The following is a 22,197-nucleotide window of genomic DNA, read 5'->3' on the forward strand; positions in this document are numbered from 1 at the left end:
CTAAACATTTTTAAGAATAATTTCATATTTATTTTTTCATATTTTGAATCAAATCTTTCAAAAGCTCCTTCCCCTCATCACTTCTGAAAAATTCAAGAACTTCTCTTCTGATATCCGCGCTTCCTTTTTGTTCGGAAGATTCAACCTCTGTTCCATTTATTGCGTCAGTGATTAATTTAAGAGCAAATTCATTTTTTGAGATAGTCACTCCTAATTTGGCCTCGTTTTCGACTCTTAATTTATCAAATTTTTTAAAGAGATCTTTAGGGAAGTAGAGTGAAACTTTAGTCTTAATTTCAGCCATTCGTTACAATTAACACCGTTTTTAGAGATAATAAATATAGTAACTTACTCTAACTTAACTTACGTTAAATATATAACGTATGGGAGAGTATCATAACTTATGTCGCATAGGAATGATGTGATCAGATTGCAGGGGTACATAAGAGAACCTGCATTAAGAAATGCAACGCGTGAATTGCAGAAAATCTATGGAGATAATGAATTGATTAGAGAGGCCATTCGTTGTCTTTCACGTCGTGAAGGCCTTTTACCATCAGAGCGGGAGGAAATATCAGCATGATCCCGGACTGTATAGATTATGAACACATGAACACGTTAAGCCAAGACCAAAAGCCGAACCACCAAGAACGGATAAACGAGGCAAAATTATGATGACAGTATTAACAAAGGAAGTTTATGATGTCCTGAAAAAAGACCGGTATTATTCAGAAGATCTGTATATCGGCATTGTAGAACTTGGAAAATACGCAGTTTCCGGAATGACAAAGGATGAAGTAAAAGCAGAACTTGAACCGGCAATAACTGAAATCAGAAGTAAACCCATAAGGCCGCGTCCGGGAGCGTGGGCATGAAAGGAAAGCAAATAGAAAAAAAACTCAGGGAAGTTCTTACAGCCCTTAAAGACGCGGTTGAAAAAATCCAGGAGGAATGCAACGAACAGGACAAAAGGATCTCTGAAATCTCAGAAACCTTAAAAGAACAGAATTTAAGAATTGCAGAACTTGAACAGAAATTAAAGATGTGATATAATGAAAACAAATGGAAATGGCGACCAAATATTTAGCCGAACCACCAAGAACGGAATAAACAAGGCCGCCAAAGAACAATTGGATTTCTCAGGCAATATAAATTGCCCTTCAGACAGGCAGATAACATTGGATCAGAGCAGGCTTTCTTTGTGGGGGTGCTGCTGATGGATGAATTTTCTATTTTCATAAATTACCTGAATGACCTTTGCATCCGCTCCGGAACTGAAACGATCTCTTCCCGGATAGAAAAAATTGAAAGGATAGTTGTAAAACATCAGAACAGGAGGGCAGGCAGGTATTTGAGAACGGCATTAAGCCGGACCTTCAAAGGCAGCTGCATAGAAAACCGGACAGCATTCAGAAAAATGGATATTGCTGTAAAAGCTCCTCCAACACGATTGAAGTCTATTTTAAAACAGGAGGGGTTTTAATTGAAGTCTGTAAAATCCCTAAAGGACCTCAAAAACCGTCAGGAAAAAATAAAGGAAGTCCTGACCACCACCGGCACCCGTGCACCCTGGGATCTTCCTGTAAGAGAACTCTACACTGTCAGAGCGATCAGGCTTGGAGGGTTATAAAATGGTAGATGTCATTCTAAGGTTTGAAAACAAGCCTGACAGGGTAATAAAGAACGTATCATTGAAATTCCCAATCGGTAACGCCTATGAAGCGAAATGGATCGACCTTGTCAGAAAAAACGGGGAAACAATCACATTAAACTTCAGGACTTACTCTGTTTGTGAGCTTGTCCCGGAAGATGTCAAAATCCGGAAATCAGACGGCGTTATCACAGATGATGGTTACCGGGTAACCTGCAACTTTTCTTCAGTTGAAATTATTAGGCCAAAGGCAAAACCCCGGAGGTGCTGCTGATGACATGGAAATACACTCCAAAACCGGAATATCAGTTAATCGCAATATACCAGGATGAATCCGGGAACTATATTGAAGTTCCTATCAGGCTAAATTGCAAGGTCATAAAGTCACAAAAAAAGATTTCAGAATTGGCAAACAAGTTTGAACAGTTACTACAAGAATCACCTTCTTTTGTCCGGATAAAAACCGAGAAAATCATCTCTCCTGTAAAAAGGCAAAACTCATCAGGGGGGTGGTGTGAATGTTGAAATTGTCATGCCATTTTTTATCGAATGTTTGTACTTATGTCAGATATCAGTCATGCAAAAGTAACAAAAAAACATGTGTCCCCCATGTTGCACCGCAAACTAAAAACTTCAAAAAATTGTCTAAATCAAAAAAATCATGTCAAAAAGACATTATTTTTACAAAATCATTCAAAAAGGTAACGAGTTTTTTTACGTTTTATGAGTATATAATTTTTACTTTGATTTCTAACCTGAAACTTTCTCGGGGGTGCTTCTTTGATACCTCAAAAGTTCAGACTAATATCAGATATAAGAAGGAGGGGATTTCTCTTGACTGACAGTGAAAACTTCAACACAACAATATATCTGAGAAGTGATCAGGCCATCATACAGCAGCTCTATCCTCAAAAATTTTCTCAGTTGGTCAGATATCTGGCAGATGCCCTGATTCAGGGTATAGAACTGGATAAACTTCCTCCTGAAATTGCAGAAGAAGTCGTCTATGTACGCCGAAAATCCTTAATGAAAATGGAATATCTGAAAAAACAAAACCTGTTAAAAGAAGATTTCTTCAGATTCCTTGATGATCAGAACTTTTCAGTATATCATGCCCGTTACAGCAAAAGGAAAGCAAAAAAAATAGGGAAGGAATTAGCCGGAAAATACCGGGAAGACGGAAATATTCTTCCTGAATGTTATGTTCTCCCTTTCCTCAATGAATATCTCGACCTTGCCGAGTATTCCGGAAAGATGGTGAATGCCTGGATTCCGATTCAGGAGAATAATATGAAAGGAGGAAAAGTATGAAACAGGCAGAACTTACCGGACTAACTCAGGCAGTCATTAATATGACAATTGTCCTGGAAGGAATCAATACTCAGATGCAGCTTCTCCGGGAAGAGCTGGTCAGGAACAGAATGTCAAAAGAAGACCTGATCGATAATGATGTTATTTTCAAATCTCTTGTAGCTGAAGAGATCTCAAATATTGTCTCAGTTAGCTATTCAGGGGATGATCAATAATGTGGCTGCTTGTCATTATTCCCGTATTGTTAATTGGCATTGCACTATCAATGTATTTTCTTGGTTACAGTGACGGATACATCAAAGGAAAGTCAGAAGGAAGAAAAGAACTTGCAGAATTCGCATTAAGCATAAGGGGTGACTGATGCCTGAAAAAAGCATCAACGAGAAGGGGGTTATATTGCCCGATCTCCTTTCAACCTATACCAGACATCATCTGATTTTTTCAAAATTTGTCGTCAGGTGTCGAAATGTCAGAACATCAACACTGGCAGCAACACAGGAGGTCTAAACGTGACTTCTGGAAAAAATCTTAACATGGATGCACCCTGGAGAAGCATATTGGATCTCATCCCTTCAGCTCAACCTTATTGCACCCTTGTCGATATGGACTGCCGGGACATTCATGAATATTGTAGTGGGTGTTCCGGGGGTTGTCACTGCATGTCAAAAATTTGTGAAAACAGAATATTACTATGGGGGAGATCATGAACATCCGGGTAAACCTTCATCCCAAAAAAACACCTGCAGTAATACTCGGCATGATCGGTTCAACCCTGGTTGCAGTTCCTGCAGCAGCTGCACACCTTGCAGGGTTTGCCTGCTGGATGATCGGAAACTCTCTTTGGGTTTTATACGGGATTTCAGAAGACGACTGGCATATTATAACATTATTCAGTTTTTACTTTATCACTGCCCTGTTGGGTGCCTATTTCCTCTTAAACTAAAATCATTTTTAGATCAGATTATTCACCTGCATCCAGACAGCCAGTGATTTATTTACATCATCTGACAAAGTGCCAAAAGATCCATTGTCCTGCCGGGGGTGGTGCTTCTCATACTCTCCCAGGAGATCAACATCAAGATACACGGTAACTTTCTTTCTGGTCTTCCCCTTCCGGGGATTAATACACCTGCGAAAAATTCCGGCAGTAAGGGAATCATTTGTCAGGTTAACAGTTCCTAAGTTAAGTTCAGGCATGGGTGGTTCAGCTTCTTTTTTTTAATTCTATGTATGTAAGTATTAAAAATAGTGTTCGTATACGACGGCGTATTTGAGTCCTATATAATGCATAATGGTTAAACAACCTCTACAACGAGGTGAAAACCAAATGGCAATAAACCTGACTCCGATTGGAGAGATCATATCCGGTGTTGTCTCCTTCATTCCAAACCTTGTGGATCTTGTCGTAAACCTCATTCCACTAAGCATAGCAATTGCAATTTCAGCATTCATCGCGGGAATATTCGCGGCAATTCTGGCAAAATTCTGATGTGAGGTCAAAGGATGAAAAACTCTCACATCATTTTAACAACTCTTCTCATTCTCCTGCTTGCATCCCCTGTGCTTGCAGCAGAAGACACACGGATAAAAGTTCAGTTTCAGGATCTTGGAATCTCTACTCAAAGCATTGTGGTCTTTGATGACATCGGGGATGATGTCATCCACTCCAACACCAGTTCAACAATTACCCTGGACATTAACGAATCAAGTTTTTACACGATCCAGCTTCAGCCCTCTCACACCAACATGGAACCGAAAACCATGTTAGATAATTTCATGGATTTTATCGCCCGGAACTGGCTTGCAGTTTTCCTGATTTTTGCCATACTGATCGCAATCACCAAAAAGAGGAGGTAAAACATGAAAAACAGAAATCTTTCAATTATTTTAACAGGTCTGCTGATTATCTCGATTCTGGCAGTTCCTGTAAGTGCTGAAGTTTTTGAAAAAGTCTATGAGGATAAGAAAGGACAGACTGTTCAACCAGATTATACTGCGAGTAATATTTATACATCGTCTTGGAGTTCCGACAATGTATATTTTTATAACAAATGGGAGGATTATAGTGGGTTATATTATTTTGCAATATCATCTACATCACCCAATATCAGACTTACATCTAATCAAGATGTAGATAATATACCATTTACCATAAAATATGGCAGTAAAATATATGCCTCAGGCAAATTTTCATATCGAGAAAAATTTAATTATTTAAATCAATATTCAGGATTTGAGATATGGTTTTTATTTGATGAATTTAAAAGTGAAGAATTAATAAACGATAATGTTCCGATTTCATCAAAACTACAGATTGACTCAGTATACGATTTTAATGGTAAGCATGGAAGTGGATTAACATTATCTGATTATAAACAATCTATTAGACTAGTTCAGTCGGGCACTGGTACATATCAATACCCTGATATTCAGGGTTTTATTGTAACAGCAACATCAGCCAAATGGAAGTTAAAACTTCACTCTGATTTTCAGCCTGATCAGGTTAATTACATAAACGCTGAAAAATACGGTTTTGTTTCAAATATAACCCTAAAGAATGAAAATGGGGATATTTTATTTAATGACAAGACTTCTGATGATTATAATTATCATTTTGTCAACATCCCGCTTTACTTAGAGATCGAAAATCCATTCGGTAAAAAATACAATGAGATCCTGGGATCTGAAACTTCATCCCCTGATGAAGTCAACATCCTGACACATGTCTATTCAACTGCTGATAAATCATTAATCGGCGGTGCAACCGTTACTTACAATGCAACGGACGGATCAGACACACAGACTAAAACCTTCTCTTCCGGGGAAGGAATTGTCAAACTAAAATCCAACCTAGAATATTCTGTTACTGCATCTGCTGATGGTTACAGAATGCAGGAAGGATCGGCTCCGACAGTTTCATTCTCTCAGGATACTCAGTTCGGGTTATTCCTCACCCCGACCGGAACCAATGTTTCAGCCGGTTCCGGAGTGATAAATTTCTATGTCAAAACTTACACCCCAGACGGAAATTTAGAACCTCTGGAAGGAGCACTCATTCAGATTAACGGCAAATCATTGATCTCAAATTCTGCCGGATATGCACAATACGAGATCAACAAAACCGCACCAATAACTTACAGCGTTTCAAAAGACGGTTATATCTCCTTCTCCCGGACACATTCGCCGGAATGGCCTGAATCAAATGTTCTTGATGAATTTGCATTCCTCAGAAAGAAGGGGATGATCCTTCCGGGAGAACCAACACCGCAACCAACTCTTGACACACGAACACAGAACCAGAAAGCTGAAAGTGCCCTTAACATTATCCTGGATAACATTGAGGCAATAGCAGCTTTGGCAGTGGTCGTTGTCATTCTCTCCTTTGTTGATTACATGACACCAAGACGGAGGAGGTAACAGGATTGAAAAAATACTATCTCCTTCTCTCACTGCTTTTAGCGCTTGCAATATTTCAGCCTGCAGCTGCAGGTAATTACACTTCACTTGAAGTCTGGTCTGTCAATGGAGAAACAATCTCATTCAGTGACATAAACACAATAGAGTTTGATGCAGCTGAAAAGCATTCAGCAATTGCAGAAGTTACGCTTTCAGGAATTCAGCCCGGAACCATTGACCTGAAATTTCATCAGCTTAATGGAAATGTAATCCCCGGACAGATCCTTTACACCAGATCCGGAGTACTGGATTCTACCGGTGAATATACTCTCGCCCTTGGAAATGAATCTAAATCATGGTCAGGACTTGAAAACTATCTGGATAAAATCTTCCTTGCAGCATATGTAAAAGATCTGGATTCAAATGAAATCGGACTTTTAATCACTGATGTATGGATCGGAAACACCGTTTCCGGATATGCAAACTCTGTCTTCTCCTCAGTTCCGGATCTCGGAAACTTCCCGGTAACAAAAATTGAGATCACCAGCTCCGATAAAATCAGGGTTGATATCAAATATGCCGAATTTGGAGAAGTTCAAAAAGAGATCAAAGACGAAGACTTCAATGTATTATCCTGGATGGGAAGACTCTTTGAATTTGTAGCAAATGCCGGTGGAATACTCTTCCAGATAATTGCAATATTCAAATTCCTGTTCATTGATCACTTTCTTTCAATCATAGTCCTTTATGAATCCGTATGCATGGCTTATGCAGCTGCAAACAGTCGTGATATCTTTTCATTTTGCAAAAAGCTGATTCGATACAACAAAGCGCTATTTGAAGCAATTATCGGATTTATTAACGTCATCATCTCGATATTCCACAAAATCATTGATGCAATCAAAATTTTCTAAGAGGTAAAAAAATGGGTGAAAAAGACTGGAAAACCGAATACAAATACCTGGGAACCAGAGTCGCAAAAGGTCTCGGTTCAACGCCGGAAGAGGCCAATAAAGCCGCACGGGAACAGCTTACAGAAAAAAACATAATCAGGAGGAAAAAGAATGGCATGGAAAAATCAGTCATGGAATCCGCTTAAATATTTCAGAAGAACGGAACAGGTCAGATGCCTGCTCATAGGAAAAAACGGAGGTCAGTATAAATTCCCGACACTTCTTAAGGAAGGGGATTTTGTAAGGGACGTTGCAAAAGATCGGGTTTACGGACCTATGAGATTAAGACCGCTCTTTGATCTCAAAGGAAGACCTGCATATCTTTTCAATGAAGAAACCGGAGCACCTCTTCAGGCAGAGCACCTGAAAAGAACTATTGAAATCGATCCCAAAGATGGCTGGTCAGCCACTCCGATCTATGACGAAGACGGAAACCAGCTCTATGTCTTTGATGAAGATACCGGAAGGCCTGCCCGGATAGAACTTGATGAAACAGTCATTCATATGACAACTGACCCTGAACTTATGGGAACACTGACCAGCAAAACCATGTTAGCAAATGCCCTGAACCGTCAGCCTGCAATTGCAATGCTGTTACTGGTTGGTGCTGCATGCCTTCTTTTAGGTGTTCTAATAGGTCAGGGAATGGCAGCCGGAGCATGATATAAATGTCAGGTGCTGCACTCACTCAGTCAAACCTTCCGGAAGGAATCAGGGAAAAAATACGGGAAGATGCAACTGCCTATGATCCCCTTCTAAGAAGGCTTGACATGGTTCAGGTTCTCGGAAGAGATCCTGACAATACATTCACTGAACTATCAGATGATGAAGCAATTGAATTTGGAATTCTGGAAAGCCTTCATAATTCGGATGTAATTAAGCTTGACGGGGTTATGATCTTCTTCCAGCTTCTGAAGCGTAACAGGGTTGCCCTGGACAGAAAGGGTACTGATGAATATATCAAGGCCCTTGTGGGTCAAATTAACGGACAGATCCAGCCTCATACCTATTATGCATCTCCCGGAACAGTAGAACAGGAAAAAACCGGCATCATGGATCGTATAATGTTCTGGAGGAAAGACTGAATTGTCCCGGAAAAATATTCCTGCAACATCTCCTATGTCCTGGCATCTGGTATATTCATTAATCAGACTTGTAGAGTCCTCCGGGCATTCTCTCCACGTCCGTATGAATATCATAAGTGAGATCCTGACAGACATCGAGGCAAAAAAGAACGGGATGAAGCGTGAAAAAGAATCTCCTGATGTCATAGAAATGGAGAAAAGGATTGAAATACTCAAATCTGATTTTTGTATTCTCCGGACCGGATATCAGCCCTCAATGGAAAATTCACAATACATTTATGGAAAAATGGGGGTTTATGAATCCGCTTATGATTCAATTTTAACCGAAATCAAAAGCATAATTGAGGAATTCAATCTTCTGGATAAAGAACAGCTAAAAGAAATTCAGCTTCCCGGTGCAGCTCATGCCCGGATGAACGGAGGGAACTTATGAAAATAATCTCACCTGTTGAGGCTTTGGTAAATTCAGGGAATGCAGACCTGATTGTAATTTCTGCAAATTCGTTTTACTGCCCTTACTGGTTCCTGAATCTCTCTTTATTTTCAGTATTCCTGTTAGGGTTAATTATAGGATTCGGGAGTGTTTACGGATGGAAACAGTTGTTTTTCAAACTGATGACGATCTTCAGTCATGCATAGATGATTCTGAAAATGCTGAAGGAATCATAAAATACTTCATCAGATCCTTTGTCAAAAGGCCGGGCCAGCATCTTTTGGAACTGGGTTCCACCGGAACCGGCAAAACCAATTTTCTTTTCTGGCTTGTTGATATGTTCCGGGAGCATGCACCCAATGAAGCTATTGTCTGGTTTGATATCGGAAAGGCTCAGTATAATCCAAAAACCAATGAGTCCGGAAATGAGATCCTCACTCTGCTGTATTACTTTGGAGCAGTCCGGATAATAACAATGACCGGGTGTGATGTCAGGATCGTTTCCGAAAGAGAATATGACGTTGAATATGTTCATGTAGACAATCCGGAAATGATCTGGAAATACTGCAAACCGGACAGGCTTAATATTGTTTCATTTGATCCCTTCATCCTGAATGATGTAATACATGCCTCAGTACTTGCAAAGGTATTTGAAAGGCTGATATGGCTTGCTAACCGGGGTTGGTTGTGGCGACCTATGGCAATATTTTATGATGAATTTCATAATGTCTGTCCTTCTCAGGGTCACGGGATCTATGAGGATCGAAAGGCAGCTGCAATACAGAAGAAGACCAATAACCAGTTCAAAAAGAATCTTCAGAAGCTAAGAAGCACCGGGGTAAGGTTTGTTGCATCAACTCACCAGTGGACGCAGTTATACAAATCGGTGAGGCTTTCTTTTGAATGGCTGGTTCCGAGGAGAAGAACGCTCTTCACAGGGGATGCTCCGGATCTTGCCCGGTTTAATCCCCGGTGGAAGAAAATGAAAACATATCAGGCTTATCTCGTTATCCCGGAAGGGGATCATTTAGGTCCTTTCAGATGCCTGTTTTATAAGATCCCTCCGGATCTCGGAAGTGTTGAATACGATGGGATTTATGCGCACACTGAAAAAGATAAATTAAAATAAAAATAATTCATCGGTTTTTAGACCATTTGTCCGGAATCTCCTTCTCGGCGTTTTTAATTCTTTTACAAAAAAGTTATTTCAAATATAATGTTTTTTCTATTTCTGAAAGCTTTTTAGGTTCTAAAACAAAATTTTATCAGTGGTCTCACAGATTAAAATAAGGAGGGACTTTAAAATATGTGCATTGCAATTCCGGCAGAAGTGCTGGAGATTAAGGATGGCAATATAGCTGTCGTCGATTACGGCGACCTCAAACAGGAGGTGCGCATTGATCTGGTCGATGTAGAAGTTGGTGAATATGTTTTGGTTCACGTAGGTTTTGCGATCCAAAAACTATCCCGTGATGAAGCACTCCAGACGCTTCAGGTTTTTAAAGAAGTTTACGAGGCAATGGAGGAGTAATGCGGGATGCATGAATATTCTATCGCATATGATATTTTTGCAACTGCCAAAAGGACGGCTTTGGAGAACTCGGCAACAATTGTAAAAAAAGTGTACATGGATGTTGGCGAGATGACGATGATAAATCCCGAGCAGGTTGTTTTTTTGTTTGACACCATGTGCGAAGAAGATCCTCTTTTTAGCGGTTGTGAACTTGAATACAGGTCCGTTTCTGTTAAAACAAAATGCAAATGTGGCTATGAGGGCAGTGAGCGTTTTGCATGCCCTGATTGTGGCTTACTTCCGGAAATTATTGAAGGAAGGGAAGTAATGGTTACGAATATTGAGATTGAGGTAGATGACTAATGAAAGTAAATATGATGCATGGTGCAGGGGGCGCCGTATTTGCAGAACTTCTCGGTCAGACGCTGACCAGGTATAAAAATAATAATGCCGGCGGAATTGGTCTTGAATCACTTGATGATGGTGCTGTAATTCCTTTTGAAGATAAAAATATTGTTTTTACAACCGATTCACATGTGGTACGGCCGCTTTTTTTCCCCGGCGGAGACATAGGCAGAATATCCGTCTGTGGAACGGCAAATGATCTTGCAATGATGGGGGGCAGGCCTGTTGCCCTTTCCTGTGCAATGATAATCGAGGAAGGCTTTGATATTGAAGTTCTTGAAAAAATTGTATCCTCGATGGACGAAGCACTTGGCGAATGCGGTGCATCGATTGTCACCGGTGACACCAAGGTGCTCGAAAAGGGTGCTATTGACGGAATTGTAATCAACACTGCCGGAATAGGCATTGTGGAAAAGCCTGTTCGCGATAGCGGTCTTTTGGTGGGTGATGTAATTATCGTCAGTGGTACTATAGGAGATCACGGACTTGCTGTAATGACTGCCCGTGAAGGATTTGATCTTGGTGAACAGATTATGTCTGATGTGGCACCTGTATGGGGGCTTGTTGAAAAGGCCATGAATGCCGGTGAAATTCATGCAATGAAGGATCCAACCCGTGGTGGCTTTTCAAATGCAATAAATGAAATGGCTGAGAAGTCAGGTGTTCAGGTCAGAATAGAAGAAGAGGCTCTTCCAATAAGGCAGAATGTAAGGAGTGCATCAGAACTTCTCGGAATAAATCCCCTTGATGTTGCAAATGAAGGAAAAGTTGTAATGGGAGTAAGGGCTGAGGATGCAGAATCTGTCCTCTCAGCAATACGCAGCCACAAATATGGAAAAGATGCAGCAATCATCGGGCGGGTGGTTGAGGGGAAATCAGTTGTCATGGAAACCTCTATTGGTGGAGAAAGATTTATTGAAGCACCTGTCGGCGATCCTGTGCCCCGGGTATGCTGATATTTAATAATCTAAACCTTATTTTTAATAATACCTGAAATAATACTTAACAATAATTTTGGATATGTGATTTTTATGGTTCCTGACTGCAATCTTGTTTTAAAAAATGTAAGGATTCCAAACGGTCGTATTGCTGATATTTCAATTGCCGGCGGACGTGTAATCCATATAGGGAGTGGTTTACCATCAGACCGGGTAATTGACTGCTTTGATTACCTTTGTCTTCCGGGCGGAGTTGATATGCATGTCCATATGAGGGGTGGAAAGGAACAGTCCTATAAGGAAACGTGGGAGACCGGAACAAAAAGCGCCATAGCGGGAGGGGTTGCAACGGTTGTAGACCAGCCGAATACCATTCCTCCCGTATTGTCCCGTGAAACTTTTGCAGAAAGGCTTTTAGAAGCCAAATCACAGTCTCTGTGTAATTATGGGATTAACGGTGGGATTTTTTCCGGCTGTGATGTAAAAGGGATGTACGAATCAGGTGCACTGGCCTTTGGGGAAATATTTGCGGCAGAGTCCAGTTACGGCTCGGCAATCGGTCCTGATGAGTTAAAAAAATATTTTTTGAAAATTTTAAATGTCGGCGGACTTGCAACCGTTCATGCAGAAAGTGTTGCAAAAGGAAATGATAATTCCCTCAATGATCATTCTGAATTAAGATCCGAAACCGGTGAAGCAGCTGCCCTAAAGGCTGTGAGGGATATGGCTCCTTTGAATTTAAGACTTCATTTCTGCCATTTGTCAACTCCTGAATCAGTAAAATTCGTTTCAGGGATACCAAATACTACCTGTGAGGTTATGCCACATCATCTTTTTTTATCAATTGAGATGTTTGATCAAATGGATGGCAAAGGAAAAGTCAATCCCCCTTTGAGGCATGAGGGGTGCAGGAAGGATTTATGGAAAATGTGGGATATGATTGATGTGATAGCATCGGATCATGCACCTCATCTTTTGTCTGAAAAAACGGGTGACTTTTCAAAAGTACCGTCCGGAATGCCCGGTGCTGAAACAATGATTCCTTTGTTTATCCCTCATGTATTTGAGAAAAGAATCAATCTGAATTCTTTAATTGAAAAAACCGTAATCAACCCTGCAAAAATTCTTGGAATTCCTTCTGCCGGATATGAAACAGGGTGCCGTGCGGATTTTGCTCTGTATCCGCGAAGATGTGAGAGAATACAGGCTGAAATGCTTCATAGTAAGGCCGGCTGGACACCCTATGAGGGTATGAAAGCTGTATTTCCTGAGATTATGATTATTAACGGAGAAATTGTATTCAATATGGGGGAATTTGTAAAGGGTTCTGGTCAGTGGATCTTTGGAGATGGATATATACCCTATAACTCCAAATAATATAGTGCCGATATTTTTGCGCATCATATAGGTCCCCGGGTGATCAAATGGCATAGGTCTGGATATGATCTTAGGGACAACCCGGATGCGGAACAGGCAAATTGAACGCCCGGCTTTTTGGGTATAACAGGTGAAGACAGGCGAAATGCCTCTTGTGATCCATGTTTGTTAATGCCGGGCGACATCCTTTTGACATTTTAATATTTAATTTATTTCGGTGAACAGTATGGCAGAGTTTGATGATGCCGTTATGGATTACGAAGATGGAATCCTGATCAGTCTTGATGTTTCTGCCGGAAGTAAGAAGACGATATTTCCTGCTGGTTACAATTGCTGGAGATCAGCGGTTTCATGCAAAATAAAAGCTCCTCCTGTTGAAGGTAAAGCCAATAAAATGATTATTTCAGCCGTAGCTTCTTATTTTTCTGTTCATAACAATGATGTTTCGATAATTTCGGGAACAACCTCATCATCCAAGCGTGTTTATGTCAAAGGGATCTCAAAAAAGAATGCTGTTGAAATCCTATTAAAATCGCTTTGATTTGAATTTTTATCCGTTTTATTATGATAAATTTTTTCTTCGTTCTATCTCTTTAAATTAATTTAAATAATTATAGCTACTATTAGTCATTTGGCATATGTCTGTAAAATTAGGTATGTTTACAATTCATGTTATATTATCACAATTTAGGAGGAATTATCATTGTATTCACCAGATACTACAAAATATCAGATTTATCTTACATTTGAGGCAGAAGGGGTGGTCGAAAAGTCCGATGTTGTCGGTGCAATATTCGGGCAGACAGAAGGGCTGCTCGGAGAAGATCTTGATCTCAGGGATCTTCAGCGTTCCGGGAGGATTGGCAGGATTGACGTAAAAACCGTCAGTAAAAAGGGAGATACTTTTGGTGAAATACTGATTTTCTCTTCGATTGACAGAGCTGAAACCGCCCTTCTGGCAGCATCGCTTGAAACGATTGAAAGAGTCGGTCCCTGTACTTCAAGGTTTCACGTTGAAAAAATTGAAGATATCAGAATTTCAAAAAGGAAGAAGATTGTAGATCGGGCCAAAGAGTTGCTTTTGGAATCATTTGAAGAAGGGATCATCAATACAAATGAAATAATAGATTCAGTCCGTGAATATTCACGCATTGAAAAAATTATTGAAATTGGGGTGGAAAATCTCCCTGCAGGTCCTAATGTAATTGATTCGGATGCAATCATTATTGTTGAGGGGAGGGCTGATGTTATCAACCTTTTAAGATATGGTATTAAAAACGCAGTTGCCGTTGAAGGAACAAATGTTCCCCAGACAATAGTTGATCTTTGCAAAACCAAGACTGCCACTGCTTTTCTTGATGGTGACCGTGGAGGGGATTTAATTCTGAGCGAACTGCTCCAGATAGCTGATATTGATTATGTGGCTGTTTGTCCCCGTGGCAGAAGTGTGGAGGATATATCCAGAAAGGAGATAATAAAGCCCCTGAGAAATAAGGTTCCGGTTGAGTTCATAACTAATAACGACGGCTCTGTTGATTTGGGAACTTATAGCCGTGATACGATAAAGGAAAAATATGACAATCATGAACTAAAAGATCATTCCAGTATTCCTTTATATGATAAATCCCTTGCCGAACAGATGAAGGAAGCTCAGGAAAAGCACATTTCCAGATTTTTATCAGAAGACTATGAAATATTGAATGAATATCCTTCAGATGAAATTGAAGCGGCTCTGAAAAAGAAACCGGATAATGTTGCAGGGGTTTTAACGGACAGGAGTGTTGATCAGGTTCTTTTGGATCAGATTGCATTGCAGGAACTTGATTATATTGCCGCTCCTGATTTTAAGGGAATTATCAAAAAGCCCGTATCAGTAAAACTTCTAAAAATTCCCTGATTTTAATTCAGAGCTTCATTAAACAAAATGCCTTTCAGGCATTTTATTTTTTTGCCTCTGGCTGCAGGTCTTTATGCGGGTTATATTTTAAGTCCTGCAGAATTTTTTTTCAAAATTTCAATAATACTGGTGATAAAAAATTAATACATATAATTTCTAATCGAGTTTTGTTAAAAATTCCTGAAATTTATTATAATCTGAAATTAGTGCTTTTTAATTAAAAAATAACAAAAAAATTGGGAAAAAAATTCCCGTCATACGCCCCGGCCGGGACTTGAACCCGGGTCAAAAGCTCCGCAGGCTTCTAGGATATCCACTACCCTACCGGGACAGCAAATCAGCAATTTTCTGTGCTGTTCCTGCGCCTACATAGATTGATTCTGCGTACATATAAATATTCCTAATTTGTTATGGCATAGAATCTGTTTGCATCAGTTTTCAGTTTTAAAAATAGTATTTTATCGTTTATTCACGCATTGACTTCAATAATATTTTCCGGAGGAACTTTTATCGTGGTGGTTACAGTTGCAATATTCCCGGTTAGTTCAATATGATAGTCGCCTGCGGAATATATTTTGAAACTCCCTTTTATTTTTTCTTCAGAGAATTTTTCGATGTTTTCAACATATACCTCTTCATCATTTTCTTTATTATAAACAGTGATTTTGAAATTTGCACGAGGGTTTGGTCTTACCACATTGATTGAATATTCTTCTTTGGATCCGTATTCACTTGTACCTGTTTTTTTGTCAGTTACTGTTGGAACAGTTGCCGAATATTCCACTATCATAGGCGGATATTGAAGTTTGTAGTCAAAAGGAATTACATTGTAATTATATGTGGTTTTTTCGGAATACACTATCCTATAATTGGATTTTGGATCTGTTTCGGGGGGCGGTACTGAATAAGTAGGTTTTTCTTCAGGTGTTTGTGTAGGTATTGGAGTTGAATATGTTACTATAGGTTTTGTCGGTACAGGTGTGCTGCCCGGGCCCGAATCAGTTACAGGTACTGGTGGGAGAGGTTCGTCAGGCATTTTTGCGCAGCCTGCGGTTAGGACAGTTAAAAGTAAAAATATTGTAATAATGAAACCTTTTTTAAAATATTTCATGATGAAGCATTTATTATGTTAATCTATATTTATCCTTCCCGTTTTTTTGGTCAGATGAAATGATTTTATTGAAAATACCGGTTGAAGAAATATTCTTTAAGCATGATTTTATTTATGAAATGTATATTTCAGCCTTTAAAAAAGTCAGAAGAAAATCAGAATGGTTTTTATCTTACTCTGTAAATATGATGATAGATGGATCCAACTCACATTGAAGATATAATAATAAACTGTGCAGTAATTACAGTATCAACTTCCCGTGATGAAAATAGCGATATTAGCGGTAAAAAGATAATAAAATTGCTTGAAAATGCAAATTTACCTGTTGTTTTTTATAAGGTAATTCCTGATGACTTGGAAAAAATTCAGCTTGTTTGTAAAGAAGCCCTTTTGAGTGCAAACTGTGTCATTTTAAGCGGAGGCACAGGGCTTACACATGACGACTGTACAATTGAAGCAATTTCCCCCATTCTTGATAAGAAAATAGATGGCTTTGGAGAGTTGTTCAGACTGAAAAGTTATGAGGATATAGGAACACGTGCTCTATTGTCACGTGCTGTTGGTGGTGTAATTGACAAAAAAGCAGTATTTTGTATCCCCGGTTCAACAGGTGCTGTAACTATGGCACTAAAAGATATTATTATTCCTGAAATCAGGCATATTCTGACTCATGCAGGTAAATAAATAAAAAAAATCTTTAATTATTATAATCTCAACATTTATTCAGTCCGGTTTTACGATTTGATTGTAATCCGGAATGTCAAAATCCGTTTTTCTCACAAATATTGATCTTCATAAAAAATCCTGAAGAATTAACTATAGAGGATTTCTATAAACCCCCCTCAACCACAAGTACTTTATTTTCCCAGATCGATCTTTAATTCATGAGTAATTTCACTAATTTTGCAATAAAAAGTGAATATGAGCATATTGCTGAATTGGGAGATCGATTGGGTGAAGTTGAAAAGATGATTGACTGGGAACAATTCCGCCCTATCATCAAAGAACTATATACAAACCAAACTGAAATTGGAGGCCGTCCAAATCTGGATGAGGTTCTGATGATTAAGATGCTCGTCCTTCAGCAATGGCACGGTCTCTCTGATCCTGAACTTGAAAGACAGGCTAATGACAGGATTTCTTTCAGACAATTTTTGGGTTATCCCTTAAAGATACCTGATCGTTCTACTATCTGGCTTTTTCGTGAAAGACTATCCAAATCCGGAAAAGATTCTCTAATTTGGAATGAATTACAGCGACAACTGGATCTTAAAGGTCTTTCAATTAGAAAAGGTATGATTCAGGATGCAACATTTATTCACTCAGATCCCGGACATACAAGAGTTGATACTCCAAGAGGAAAAGAAGCAAAGACCAGAAGAAGTAAGGACGGTACATGGACAAAGAAAGGAGGGAAATCTTACTTTGGATATAAGCTGCACGTAATTATTGACAGTGATTATGATCTGATTCGAAGGATTTGTACTACTACTGCATCTCTACACGACAGTCAGATTGATTTATCTGATATTGATGAAGTTGTTTACCGGGACAGAGGCTATCAGGGAGCTGAATGCAAAGGATACAATGCCACAATGTTGAGAGGAGCAAGAGACCATCCAATAGGTATCAGAGACAAACTTCGTAATAATAGAATCAGCAGGAAAAGATCCAAAGGGGAAAGACCATTTGCTGTGATTAAATCAGTTTTTGGATCAGGCAGTGTAAAAGTAACCGATTTGAAAAGAGTGCGGGTGAAAAATATGTTTTCAGCATTTTGTTTTAATCTCTATCAAATGAGAACAATTTATGGACATTGATCAAAGAGCGATAGCTATCTGAAATTGAAAGAAATATTCAAAGAAATGAAAAAATAAATCGGAAGAACAAACCTTTGATCTTATTGATTCAGTAAAAATTGGGATTATAGTAATTCTCTATAATTTTTTATCCAAAAGATGTTTAAAATATAAAGTTCATGATTCCGGATCAGGTTATGTCCTCCGGAATTGATACTTCCCCTGAATGCCAGGATAATAAAAATCATTGTGATAAAAATATTTCTGCCTTAAAGCTGATTTTTTTGCTTGGGATTATAAGCCTTTTTGGAAGTTTTGTTTCGGATGCAACCCGAAGTGTAATGGGGCCTTTTCTTCTGACCCTTGGTGCCAGTGGTGCAATAGTGGGACTTGTAACGGGTCTCGGGGAATTTTCAGCATATGGCCTTAGGATAATAAGCGGATATTACCTTGATCAGAAAAGAAAATTCTGGCAGACTTTTGCAATAGGCTATGGACTTTTATTTACAATCCCTTTGCTTTTTTTTACGCGAACATGGGAATTGGCAGCGGTATTTCTGATTAGTGAAAGGGTTGGAAAAGCCATTCGTGCACCTTCACGTGATACAATCCTTTCTTATGCAACCGATACAACAGGGCGTGGGTGGGGTTTTGGAATTCACAAGTCCCTTGATCAGATAGGGCCTGTAATCGGTCCTGTTTTTATGGTTTTTATGCTTGAGATGACCGGGAATTATGAGGCAGGATTTGCATATCTGACAATTCCTCTGGTTATTATGCTTTTGGCCTTATTATTTGTTCACAGACTTGCCCCACGCCCTGAAGAATATGAATCCATTGAAAAATCCCATATTCAAAAAGATTATTATGATTTTTTCATTCCTTATGCAGTTTATCTTTTTTTGATAATGGCGGGTTTTGCAAGTTTTCCAATAATATCATATCACATGGCACTAACAGGTATTGTTGAATACACCAGAATTCCTCTTTATTACAGTCTCGCAATGATAATGACAAGTATTATTGCACTTATTTCCGGAAGAGTCTATGACAGAAAAGGAGTTGCAATAGTAGGTGTTTTTCCGGTTTTAAATATTATTATCGCCTACAATATTTTTTTTGGAATGGAAAGCGGTTTTTTTACAGGGATGATTTTATGGGGTATACAGATTGGGATGATAAATACCACTCTTAAAGCAACAATTGCGGATTTTAGCAATATCTCTATGAGAGGTACCGTATATGGCATCCTGAATGCGGTCTTTGGGACTTCCTGGCTGCTTGGAAGTTTTGCAATTGGCGTTCTTTATGATATCTCGGTATTTCATGTTATGTGGTTTGTTGTTATCTTACAGATGCTGGCAGTTATTGTTTTTATCAGGATGATATATGTTTTAAAGAAACGGTCATGATAATATTTATTTAATTATTATTTTTAATTCCTGAGTATTTGTGGCGAATAATTATAAATATCAAAATATCTATTATGTGCTTTCAGAATTACCGGTAAAAAAGATCCATAGATTTCCGGCAGCATTTCAAAAGAACAGGAATTTCAAAATTATAAATTCCTTTCTTTTTCTATACAATATCTTCTTTAATATCTCCGGTTTTCAAAAGAGGTGTAAATTATGGATATAAAGTATTATGGAATTTTTATTTTTCTTTCAGTTTCAGTTGCTGGTTTAATTTTTTTTGCACCATTTACAAATGGCTCTTTAAATGATGAATTATCAACTGAAAAAATAGGGTTGAATCCCCGGATTTTTGATGAAAATATGGTATTTTCAGGAGATTTTTCCGGAAATTTTGAAATATATAAATATAATATTTACAGTGCTTTGAAGTCTAAAGTAAGTAATAATGCAGGTAATCAGATAAACCCTGCAATAAATGGTGATTATATTGTCTGGATGGATGACAGAAATGGCAACTGGGACATATACAAATATTACATCCCCGGCAATATTGAGTCAAGGGTCACATATGATCCCTCAAATCAGATAAATCCTGCAATTGATGGTGATTATATTGTCTGGATGGATGACAGAAATGGTAACTGGGATATATACAGGTATTCGATTCCAAATAATTTTGAAAAAAGAATAACCAGTGATCCCTCAAATCAGATAAACCCCGCAATCTCAGAGGACTTTATTATATGGGTTGATGACAGAAATGGAAAATATGAGATTTTCAGATATGATATGAGATCTGATTTTGAATTTAAAATCAGCATATAAGATAAAATAACCCAATTTTTGAGTGATTATTTTCATGAAAAACATATTCGGCCTTTAACGGTTCTAAATAGCTGTCCTGACATTTCTTATGCAGGTCCATTCTTTTCAGATTTGTCTTTTTTGAGCTTTGATATTGAAGAATTCAGACATTAATATCTTCAATAATGATTCAGGTATCCTTGGATTTTCAATAAGATCTATAATTGTCAATAATAAATGGTTTTAATCCGACAAAGTCAAAATAATCAGACAGGATGAAAAAAATTGAACTACTGGCACCTGCCGGGGACTGGTCCTGTTTAAAAACGGCTGTTGAAAATGGTGCAGATGCTGTATATTTTGGAATAAAAAATATGAACATGCGGGATAATGCCGGGAATTTTGAGATTAATGAGCTTCCTGTTGTTATGCGTTATCTGCATGAAAACAATAAAAAAGGGTATCTTACACTTAATACGATTTATTACAATAAAGAATTGGAAAAATTAGAAAAAGTTATCCTGGCTGCCAAAACTGCTGGAGTGGATGCAATAATCTGCTGGGATATGGCAGTATTAAATATTGCAAAAAAAGCAGGAATACCAATACATATCTCAACTCAGGCCAGTGTATCAAATTATCAGGCATTCAAATTTTATTCGGATTTAGGTGCTGACAGAATAATTCTCGCAAGAGAATGTTCATTATCGGATATTTCTGAAATCAGCAGACAGGCTGAATATGAAGGATTAAACTGTGAGATTGAAACTTTCACTCATGGCGCTATGTGTGTAAGTATGTCGGGCAGGTGTTTTCTCTCTGCCGATACATTCGGTAAATCCGCAAACAGGGGCCAGTGTTTACAACCCTGCCGGAGACTTTACAGAATAACTGATGTTGAAGAAGAGGATAATTCATATATTCTTGGACACAATTTTGTTCTCAGCCCAAAAGATTTATGCTCAATTGAAATACTTCCCGAACTGATTGAGGCAGGTATTAGCTCTTTTAAAATTGAAGGGAGGATCAGACCTCCTGAATATGTAAAAACTACTGTGTCCTGTTACAGAAAGGTTTTGAATGCTATAGAGTCCGGGGAATATAGTTCCCGGCTTGTTGGCGAACTAAAAAGAGAACTCGGAAAAGCCTATAACCGGGGATTCTCACAGGGCTTTTACAAAGGTCTGGAGAAAGACTGGATTAGCAGAGGTCCTGACGCCAGAGAATCCAAAATATATTGCGGGGAAGTTGTAACATATTATAAAAAAATACAGGTTGCGGAATTCTTAATTCGTGCCGGCAGTTTAAAAATCGGAGATAAAATATTAGTATATGGAAAAACTACTCCTGCCCGGAATACTGTAATAAATGAAATACAAATTAATCATCAGTCTGTAGAATCCGCAGGGAAGGGTGAAAGATGTGGAATAAAAATACCATTTATCGTCAGGCCAAAAGATAAGTTATTCAGGATAAAGGATAATGAGAAACAAAAAAAGAATTAAAACCGGAAAATTATTATTTTTTAATTTTTTTCTGGATAAATGGGGCGTCAAATCCGGTCAGAATAACACATATGTTTTATCAGTGAAATCCCACCGTTAGGACTGGAGGATTATCATTTCCGAATGCCGGGACAAACAAGTTCGCAGATACGGCAGTGGTCAACCGGCCTGCTAATTCCTGTTTCCAAAGAATTCTTAGAAGCTCTTTTTTTGTTCCCATTCATTCTTTCCATACACTTTTCACGGTGATATTTCCCGTCGAAGAATGCATTCATAGGACATTTGATATGGCAGGGAGAATTACATTCCTCACAAAAAAGAGGTTTTTGCGAGGTAGAAGGTTCAGGAGGCTCAAGATCAATCCACAATGCCCTAAACCTTATTCTTGGACCATAAAAAGGAACGATTAACAGGTTGTTTTTGCCGATGACTCCAAGACCTGTCATTACTGCGGCATCTTTCAGGTAGATGCCGCCATCATTAATCTGATAGGGGATATCATGTGGATCAATCCCATGCACCTCTTTTAGCCATCCGGCCAATTCTTTTGTTATACGGCGCAGCATTCGATCCCCCCGGAGTGCTTCTTGCTTCTTCCCAC

The 22,197-nt window shown here is 38.7% G+C and carries 37 protein-coding genes and 1 tRNA gene; 33 read left to right on the top strand and 5 right to left on the bottom strand.

Annotation, left to right across the window (positions count from 1 at the left end; genetic code table 11):
* Nucleotides 1–28: 28 nt before the first annotated feature.
* Complete coding sequence (locus F1737_RS04330) at nucleotides 29–304, bottom strand: hypothetical protein (protein WP_317137550.1); 276 nt, start codon at nucleotides 302–304, stop codon at nucleotides 29–31.
* A 99-nt stretch (nucleotides 305–403) separates the two neighbouring features.
* Here F1737_RS04330 and F1737_RS04335 point away from each other — a divergent pair, with 99 nt between their 5' ends.
* The 12 genes from F1737_RS04335 (at nucleotide 404) to F1737_RS04390 (ending at nucleotide 3,905) form a co-directional block, all read left to right on the top strand.
* A complete protein-coding gene (locus tag F1737_RS04335) occupies nucleotides 404–583 on the top strand; it encodes a hypothetical protein (RefSeq protein WP_317137551.1) in 180 nt (59 codons plus the stop codon).
* 88 nt (nucleotides 584–671) lie between these two features.
* A complete protein-coding gene (locus F1737_RS04340) occupies nucleotides 672–875 on the top strand; it encodes a hypothetical protein (RefSeq protein ID WP_317137552.1) in 204 nt (67 codons plus the stop codon).
* Nucleotides 872–1,048, top strand: coding sequence for a hypothetical protein (locus F1737_RS04345; protein WP_317137553.1), 177 nt, complete (start codon nucleotides 872–874; stop codon nucleotides 1,046–1,048). Before F1737_RS04340 ends, F1737_RS04345 begins: the two co-directional genes overlap by 4 nt.
* Nucleotides 1,049–1,216: 168 nt before the next feature.
* The gene (locus F1737_RS04350; RefSeq protein WP_317137554.1) at nucleotides 1,217–1,483 is read left to right on the top strand and encodes a hypothetical protein; all 267 of its coding nucleotides are present in this window, start codon (nucleotides 1,217–1,219) and stop codon (nucleotides 1,481–1,483) included.
* The gene (locus tag F1737_RS04355) at nucleotides 1,484–1,630 is read left to right on the top strand and encodes a hypothetical protein (RefSeq protein WP_317137555.1); all 147 of its coding nucleotides are present in this window, start codon (nucleotides 1,484–1,486) and stop codon (nucleotides 1,628–1,630) included.
* Between the two features lies 1 nt (nucleotide 1,631).
* The gene (locus F1737_RS04360; protein WP_317137556.1) at nucleotides 1,632–1,925 is read left to right on the top strand and encodes a hypothetical protein; all 294 of its coding nucleotides are present in this window, start codon (nucleotides 1,632–1,634) and stop codon (nucleotides 1,923–1,925) included.
* A complete protein-coding gene (locus tag F1737_RS04365) occupies nucleotides 1,925–2,176 on the top strand; it encodes a hypothetical protein (protein WP_317137557.1) in 252 nt (83 codons plus the stop codon). Before F1737_RS04360 ends, F1737_RS04365 begins: the two co-directional genes overlap by 1 nt.
* Nucleotides 2,177–2,485: 309 nt before the next feature.
* Nucleotides 2,486–2,962: a hypothetical protein gene (locus tag F1737_RS04370; protein WP_317137558.1), complete on the top strand. Its 477-nt coding sequence runs from the start codon at nucleotides 2,486–2,488 to the stop codon at nucleotides 2,960–2,962.
* Nucleotides 2,959–3,177, top strand: a complete 219-nt coding sequence (locus tag F1737_RS04375; RefSeq protein ID WP_317137559.1) for a hypothetical protein — start codon at nucleotides 2,959–2,961, stop codon at nucleotides 3,175–3,177. The genes F1737_RS04370 and F1737_RS04375 overlap by 4 nt, the downstream gene beginning before the upstream one ends.
* A complete protein-coding gene (locus F1737_RS04380) occupies nucleotides 3,177–3,323 on the top strand; it encodes a hypothetical protein (protein ID WP_317137560.1) in 147 nt (48 codons plus the stop codon). Before F1737_RS04375 ends, F1737_RS04380 begins: the two co-directional genes overlap by 1 nt.
* Nucleotides 3,323–3,469 carry a hypothetical protein gene (locus F1737_RS04385; protein WP_317137561.1) on the top strand — a complete coding sequence of 49 codons (147 nt, stop codon included), beginning with the start codon at nucleotides 3,323–3,325 and terminating at the stop codon, nucleotides 3,467–3,469. The genes F1737_RS04380 and F1737_RS04385 overlap by 1 nt, the downstream gene beginning before the upstream one ends.
* Nucleotides 3,470–3,665: 196 nt before the next feature.
* Entirely contained in the window at nucleotides 3,666–3,905 is a 240-nt protein-coding gene (locus tag F1737_RS04390; RefSeq protein WP_317137562.1) for a hypothetical protein, read from the top strand.
* An 8-nt stretch (nucleotides 3,906–3,913) separates the two neighbouring features.
* Here the strand turns inward: F1737_RS04390 and F1737_RS04395 are convergent, their stop codons facing one another.
* On the bottom strand, nucleotides 3,914–4,159 hold the full coding sequence (locus F1737_RS04395; RefSeq protein ID WP_317137563.1) for a hypothetical protein: 246 nt from the start codon (nucleotides 4,157–4,159) through the stop codon (nucleotides 3,914–3,916).
* A gap of 130 nt (nucleotides 4,160–4,289) precedes the next feature.
* On the opposite strand from F1737_RS04395, the gene F1737_RS04400 reads away from it, so the two are divergent.
* The 16 genes from F1737_RS04400 to dnaG all read left to right on the top strand — a co-directional run bounded on the left by F1737_RS04400 (nucleotide 4,290) and on the right by dnaG (nucleotide 14,959).
* Nucleotides 4,290–4,451, top strand: a complete 162-nt coding sequence (locus tag F1737_RS04400) for a hypothetical protein (protein WP_317137564.1) — start codon at nucleotides 4,290–4,292, stop codon at nucleotides 4,449–4,451.
* Nucleotides 4,452–4,465: 14 nt separating this feature from the next.
* A complete protein-coding gene (locus tag F1737_RS04405) occupies nucleotides 4,466–4,819 on the top strand; it encodes a hypothetical protein (RefSeq protein WP_317137565.1) in 354 nt (117 codons plus the stop codon).
* A gap of 3 nt (nucleotides 4,820–4,822) precedes the next feature.
* The gene (locus tag F1737_RS04410) at nucleotides 4,823–6,379 is read left to right on the top strand and encodes a hypothetical protein (protein ID WP_317137566.1); all 1,557 of its coding nucleotides are present in this window, start codon (nucleotides 4,823–4,825) and stop codon (nucleotides 6,377–6,379) included.
* A gap of 5 nt (nucleotides 6,380–6,384) precedes the next feature.
* A complete protein-coding gene (locus tag F1737_RS04415; RefSeq protein WP_317137567.1) occupies nucleotides 6,385–7,272 on the top strand; it encodes a hypothetical protein in 888 nt (295 codons plus the stop codon).
* Between the two features lie 11 nt (nucleotides 7,273–7,283).
* Nucleotides 7,284–7,457: a hypothetical protein gene (locus tag F1737_RS04420; RefSeq protein ID WP_317137568.1), complete on the top strand. Its 174-nt coding sequence runs from the start codon at nucleotides 7,284–7,286 to the stop codon at nucleotides 7,455–7,457.
* Nucleotides 7,423–7,974: a hypothetical protein gene (locus tag F1737_RS04425; protein WP_317137569.1), complete on the top strand. Its 552-nt coding sequence runs from the start codon at nucleotides 7,423–7,425 to the stop codon at nucleotides 7,972–7,974. Before F1737_RS04420 ends, F1737_RS04425 begins: the two co-directional genes overlap by 35 nt.
* 5 nt (nucleotides 7,975–7,979) lie before the next feature.
* The gene (locus F1737_RS04430) at nucleotides 7,980–8,396 is read left to right on the top strand and encodes a hypothetical protein (protein WP_317137570.1); all 417 of its coding nucleotides are present in this window, start codon (nucleotides 7,980–7,982) and stop codon (nucleotides 8,394–8,396) included.
* A gap of 1 nt (nucleotide 8,397) precedes the next feature.
* Nucleotides 8,398–8,829, top strand: a complete 432-nt coding sequence (locus tag F1737_RS04435; RefSeq protein WP_317137571.1) for a hypothetical protein — start codon at nucleotides 8,398–8,400, stop codon at nucleotides 8,827–8,829.
* Nucleotides 8,826–9,035, top strand: a complete 210-nt coding sequence (locus F1737_RS04440; RefSeq protein WP_317137572.1) for a hypothetical protein — start codon at nucleotides 8,826–8,828, stop codon at nucleotides 9,033–9,035. Before F1737_RS04435 ends, F1737_RS04440 begins: the two co-directional genes overlap by 4 nt.
* On the top strand, nucleotides 8,987–9,958 hold the full coding sequence (locus F1737_RS04445; RefSeq protein WP_317137573.1) for a P-loop NTPase family protein: 972 nt from the start codon (nucleotides 8,987–8,989) through the stop codon (nucleotides 9,956–9,958). The genes F1737_RS04440 and F1737_RS04445 overlap by 49 nt, the downstream gene beginning before the upstream one ends.
* Nucleotides 9,959–10,135: 177 nt before the next feature.
* Entirely contained in the window at nucleotides 10,136–10,360 is a 225-nt protein-coding gene (locus tag F1737_RS04450) for a HypC/HybG/HupF family hydrogenase formation chaperone (protein ID WP_317137574.1), read from the top strand.
* Between the two features lie 6 nt (nucleotides 10,361–10,366).
* Nucleotides 10,367–10,705 (top strand): hydrogenase maturation nickel metallochaperone HypA/HybF, encoded by a 339-nt coding sequence (locus F1737_RS04455; protein WP_317137575.1) that lies wholly within the window; start codon nucleotides 10,367–10,369, stop codon nucleotides 10,703–10,705.
* A complete protein-coding gene (gene hypE / locus F1737_RS04460; RefSeq protein ID WP_317137576.1) occupies nucleotides 10,705–11,703 on the top strand; it encodes a hydrogenase expression/formation protein HypE in 999 nt (332 codons plus the stop codon). Before F1737_RS04455 ends, hypE begins: the two co-directional genes overlap by 1 nt.
* Nucleotides 11,704–11,778: 75 nt before the next feature.
* Nucleotides 11,779–13,062: a dihydroorotase gene (gene pyrC, locus F1737_RS04465; protein ID WP_317137577.1), complete on the top strand. Its 1,284-nt coding sequence runs from the start codon at nucleotides 11,779–11,781 to the stop codon at nucleotides 13,060–13,062.
* 226 nt (nucleotides 13,063–13,288) lie between these two features.
* Complete coding sequence (locus tag F1737_RS04470) at nucleotides 13,289–13,603, top strand: DUF167 family protein (RefSeq protein ID WP_317137578.1); 315 nt, start codon at nucleotides 13,289–13,291, stop codon at nucleotides 13,601–13,603.
* 162 nt (nucleotides 13,604–13,765) lie between these two features.
* Nucleotides 13,766–14,959 carry a DNA primase DnaG gene (dnaG, locus tag F1737_RS04475; protein ID WP_317137579.1) on the top strand — a complete coding sequence of 398 codons (1,194 nt, stop codon included), beginning with the start codon at nucleotides 13,766–13,768 and terminating at the stop codon, nucleotides 14,957–14,959.
* Between the two features lie 259 nt (nucleotides 14,960–15,218).
* Here dnaG and F1737_RS04480 read toward each other — a convergent pair.
* Nucleotides 15,219–15,290, bottom strand: a tRNA-Arg gene (locus F1737_RS04480).
* Nucleotides 15,291–15,428: 138 nt separating this feature from the next.
* Nucleotides 15,429–15,995, bottom strand: coding sequence for a hypothetical protein (locus F1737_RS04485; RefSeq protein WP_317137580.1), 567 nt, complete (start codon nucleotides 15,993–15,995; stop codon nucleotides 15,429–15,431).
* A 270-nt stretch (nucleotides 15,996–16,265) separates the two neighbouring features.
* Between F1737_RS04485 and F1737_RS04490 the strand changes: the two genes are divergently transcribed.
* The 5 genes from F1737_RS04490 (at nucleotide 16,266) to F1737_RS04510 (ending at nucleotide 21,596) form a co-directional block, all read left to right on the top strand.
* Complete coding sequence (locus tag F1737_RS04490) at nucleotides 16,266–16,754, top strand: MogA/MoaB family molybdenum cofactor biosynthesis protein (RefSeq protein WP_317137581.1); 489 nt, start codon at nucleotides 16,266–16,268, stop codon at nucleotides 16,752–16,754.
* Between the two features lie 200 nt (nucleotides 16,755–16,954).
* A complete protein-coding gene (locus F1737_RS04495) occupies nucleotides 16,955–17,890 on the top strand; it encodes an IS5 family transposase (RefSeq protein ID WP_317135806.1) in 936 nt (311 codons plus the stop codon).
* 176 nt (nucleotides 17,891–18,066) lie between these two features.
* Nucleotides 18,067–19,281 (top strand): MFS transporter, encoded by a 1,215-nt coding sequence (locus F1737_RS04500; protein ID WP_317137582.1) that lies wholly within the window; start codon nucleotides 18,067–18,069, stop codon nucleotides 19,279–19,281.
* A gap of 219 nt (nucleotides 19,282–19,500) precedes the next feature.
* Nucleotides 19,501–20,112, top strand: coding sequence for a TolB family protein (locus F1737_RS04505; RefSeq protein WP_317137583.1), 612 nt, complete (start codon nucleotides 19,501–19,503; stop codon nucleotides 20,110–20,112).
* 254 nt (nucleotides 20,113–20,366) lie between these two features.
* Nucleotides 20,367–21,596, top strand: a complete 1,230-nt coding sequence (locus F1737_RS04510; protein WP_317137584.1) for a U32 family peptidase — start codon at nucleotides 20,367–20,369, stop codon at nucleotides 21,594–21,596.
* Between the two features lie 113 nt (nucleotides 21,597–21,709).
* On the opposite strand, the gene F1737_RS04515 is transcribed toward F1737_RS04510, so the two are convergent.
* Nucleotides 21,710–22,162, bottom strand: a complete 453-nt coding sequence (locus F1737_RS04515) for a hypothetical protein (protein ID WP_317137585.1) — start codon at nucleotides 22,160–22,162, stop codon at nucleotides 21,710–21,712.
* Between the last annotated feature and the right edge of the window lie 35 nt (nucleotides 22,163–22,197).

The sequence above is a fragment of the Methanoplanus sp. FWC-SCC4 genome (assembly GCF_032878975.1).
GTDB classification, from domain to species: domain Archaea; phylum Halobacteriota; class Methanomicrobia; order Methanomicrobiales; family Methanomicrobiaceae; genus Methanochimaera; species Methanochimaera problematica.

What these genes read in the sequence shown, in the direction of transcription:
- F1737_RS04440 (WP_317137572.1), top strand. Translation starts at nt 8,826, where the DNA reads ATGAAAATAATCTCACCTGTTGAGGCTTTGGTAAATTCAGGGAATGCA.
- F1737_RS04445 (WP_317137573.1), top strand. Translation starts at nt 8,987, where the DNA reads ATGGAAACAGTTGTTTTTCAAACTGATGACGATCTTCAGTCATGCATA.
- F1737_RS04385 (WP_317137561.1), top strand. Translation starts at nt 3,323, where the DNA reads ATGCCTGAAAAAAGCATCAACGAGAAGGGGGTTATATTGCCCGATCTC.
- F1737_RS04505 (WP_317137583.1), top strand. Translation starts at nt 19,501, where the DNA reads ATGGATATAAAGTATTATGGAATTTTTATTTTTCTTTCAGTTTCAGTT.
- F1737_RS04330 (WP_317137550.1), bottom strand. Translation starts at nt 304, where the DNA reads ATGGCTGAAATTAAGACTAAAGTTTCACTCTACTTCCCTAAAGATCTC.
- F1737_RS04350 (WP_317137554.1), top strand. Translation starts at nt 1,217, where the DNA reads ATGGATGAATTTTCTATTTTCATAAATTACCTGAATGACCTTTGCATC.
- F1737_RS04430 (WP_317137570.1), top strand. Translation starts at nt 7,980, where the DNA reads ATGTCAGGTGCTGCACTCACTCAGTCAAACCTTCCGGAAGGAATCAGG.
- F1737_RS04340 (WP_317137552.1), top strand. Translation starts at nt 672, where the DNA reads ATGATGACAGTATTAACAAAGGAAGTTTATGATGTCCTGAAAAAAGAC.
- F1737_RS04405 (WP_317137565.1), top strand. Translation starts at nt 4,466, where the DNA reads ATGAAAAACTCTCACATCATTTTAACAACTCTTCTCATTCTCCTGCTT.
- F1737_RS04410 (WP_317137566.1), top strand. Translation starts at nt 4,823, where the DNA reads ATGAAAAACAGAAATCTTTCAATTATTTTAACAGGTCTGCTGATTATC.
- hypE (WP_317137576.1), top strand. Translation starts at nt 10,705, where the DNA reads ATGAAAGTAAATATGATGCATGGTGCAGGGGGCGCCGTATTTGCAGAA.
- F1737_RS04390 (WP_317137562.1), top strand. Translation starts at nt 3,666, where the DNA reads ATGAACATCCGGGTAAACCTTCATCCCAAAAAAACACCTGCAGTAATA.
- F1737_RS04470 (WP_317137578.1), top strand. Translation starts at nt 13,289, where the DNA reads ATGGCAGAGTTTGATGATGCCGTTATGGATTACGAAGATGGAATCCTG.
- F1737_RS04490 (WP_317137581.1), top strand. Translation starts at nt 16,266, where the DNA reads ATGGATCCAACTCACATTGAAGATATAATAATAAACTGTGCAGTAATT.
- F1737_RS04425 (WP_317137569.1), top strand. Translation starts at nt 7,423, where the DNA reads ATGGCATGGAAAAATCAGTCATGGAATCCGCTTAAATATTTCAGAAGA.
- F1737_RS04500 (WP_317137582.1), top strand. Translation starts at nt 18,067, where the DNA reads ATGTCCTCCGGAATTGATACTTCCCCTGAATGCCAGGATAATAAAAAT.
- F1737_RS04495 (WP_317135806.1), top strand. Translation starts at nt 16,955, where the DNA reads ATGAGTAATTTCACTAATTTTGCAATAAAAAGTGAATATGAGCATATT.
- F1737_RS04420 (WP_317137568.1), top strand. Translation starts at nt 7,284, where the DNA reads ATGGGTGAAAAAGACTGGAAAACCGAATACAAATACCTGGGAACCAGA.
- F1737_RS04375 (WP_317137559.1), top strand. Translation starts at nt 2,959, where the DNA reads ATGAAACAGGCAGAACTTACCGGACTAACTCAGGCAGTCATTAATATG.
- F1737_RS04365 (WP_317137557.1), top strand. Translation starts at nt 1,925, where the DNA reads ATGACATGGAAATACACTCCAAAACCGGAATATCAGTTAATCGCAATA.
- F1737_RS04380 (WP_317137560.1), top strand. Translation starts at nt 3,177, where the DNA reads ATGTGGCTGCTTGTCATTATTCCCGTATTGTTAATTGGCATTGCACTA.
- F1737_RS04345 (WP_317137553.1), top strand. Translation starts at nt 872, where the DNA reads ATGAAAGGAAAGCAAATAGAAAAAAAACTCAGGGAAGTTCTTACAGCC.
- F1737_RS04485 (WP_317137580.1), bottom strand. Translation starts at nt 15,995, where the DNA reads ATGCCTGACGAACCTCTCCCACCAGTACCTGTAACTGATTCGGGCCCG.
- F1737_RS04515 (WP_317137585.1), bottom strand. Translation starts at nt 22,162, where the DNA reads ATGCTGCGCCGTATAACAAAAGAATTGGCCGGATGGCTAAAAGAGGTG.
- F1737_RS04450 (WP_317137574.1), top strand. Translation starts at nt 10,136, where the DNA reads ATGTGCATTGCAATTCCGGCAGAAGTGCTGGAGATTAAGGATGGCAAT.
- pyrC (WP_317137577.1), top strand. Translation starts at nt 11,779, where the DNA reads ATGGTTCCTGACTGCAATCTTGTTTTAAAAAATGTAAGGATTCCAAAC.
- F1737_RS04395 (WP_317137563.1), bottom strand. Translation starts at nt 4,159, where the DNA reads ATGCCTGAACTTAACTTAGGAACTGTTAACCTGACAAATGATTCCCTT.
- F1737_RS04360 (WP_317137556.1), top strand. Translation starts at nt 1,632, where the DNA reads ATGGTAGATGTCATTCTAAGGTTTGAAAACAAGCCTGACAGGGTAATA.
- F1737_RS04455 (WP_317137575.1), top strand. Translation starts at nt 10,367, where the DNA reads ATGCATGAATATTCTATCGCATATGATATTTTTGCAACTGCCAAAAGG.
- F1737_RS04400 (WP_317137564.1), top strand. Translation starts at nt 4,290, where the DNA reads ATGGCAATAAACCTGACTCCGATTGGAGAGATCATATCCGGTGTTGTC.
- F1737_RS04510 (WP_317137584.1), top strand. Translation starts at nt 20,367, where the DNA reads ATGAAAAAAATTGAACTACTGGCACCTGCCGGGGACTGGTCCTGTTTA.
- F1737_RS04335 (WP_317137551.1), top strand. Translation starts at nt 404, where the DNA reads ATGTCGCATAGGAATGATGTGATCAGATTGCAGGGGTACATAAGAGAA.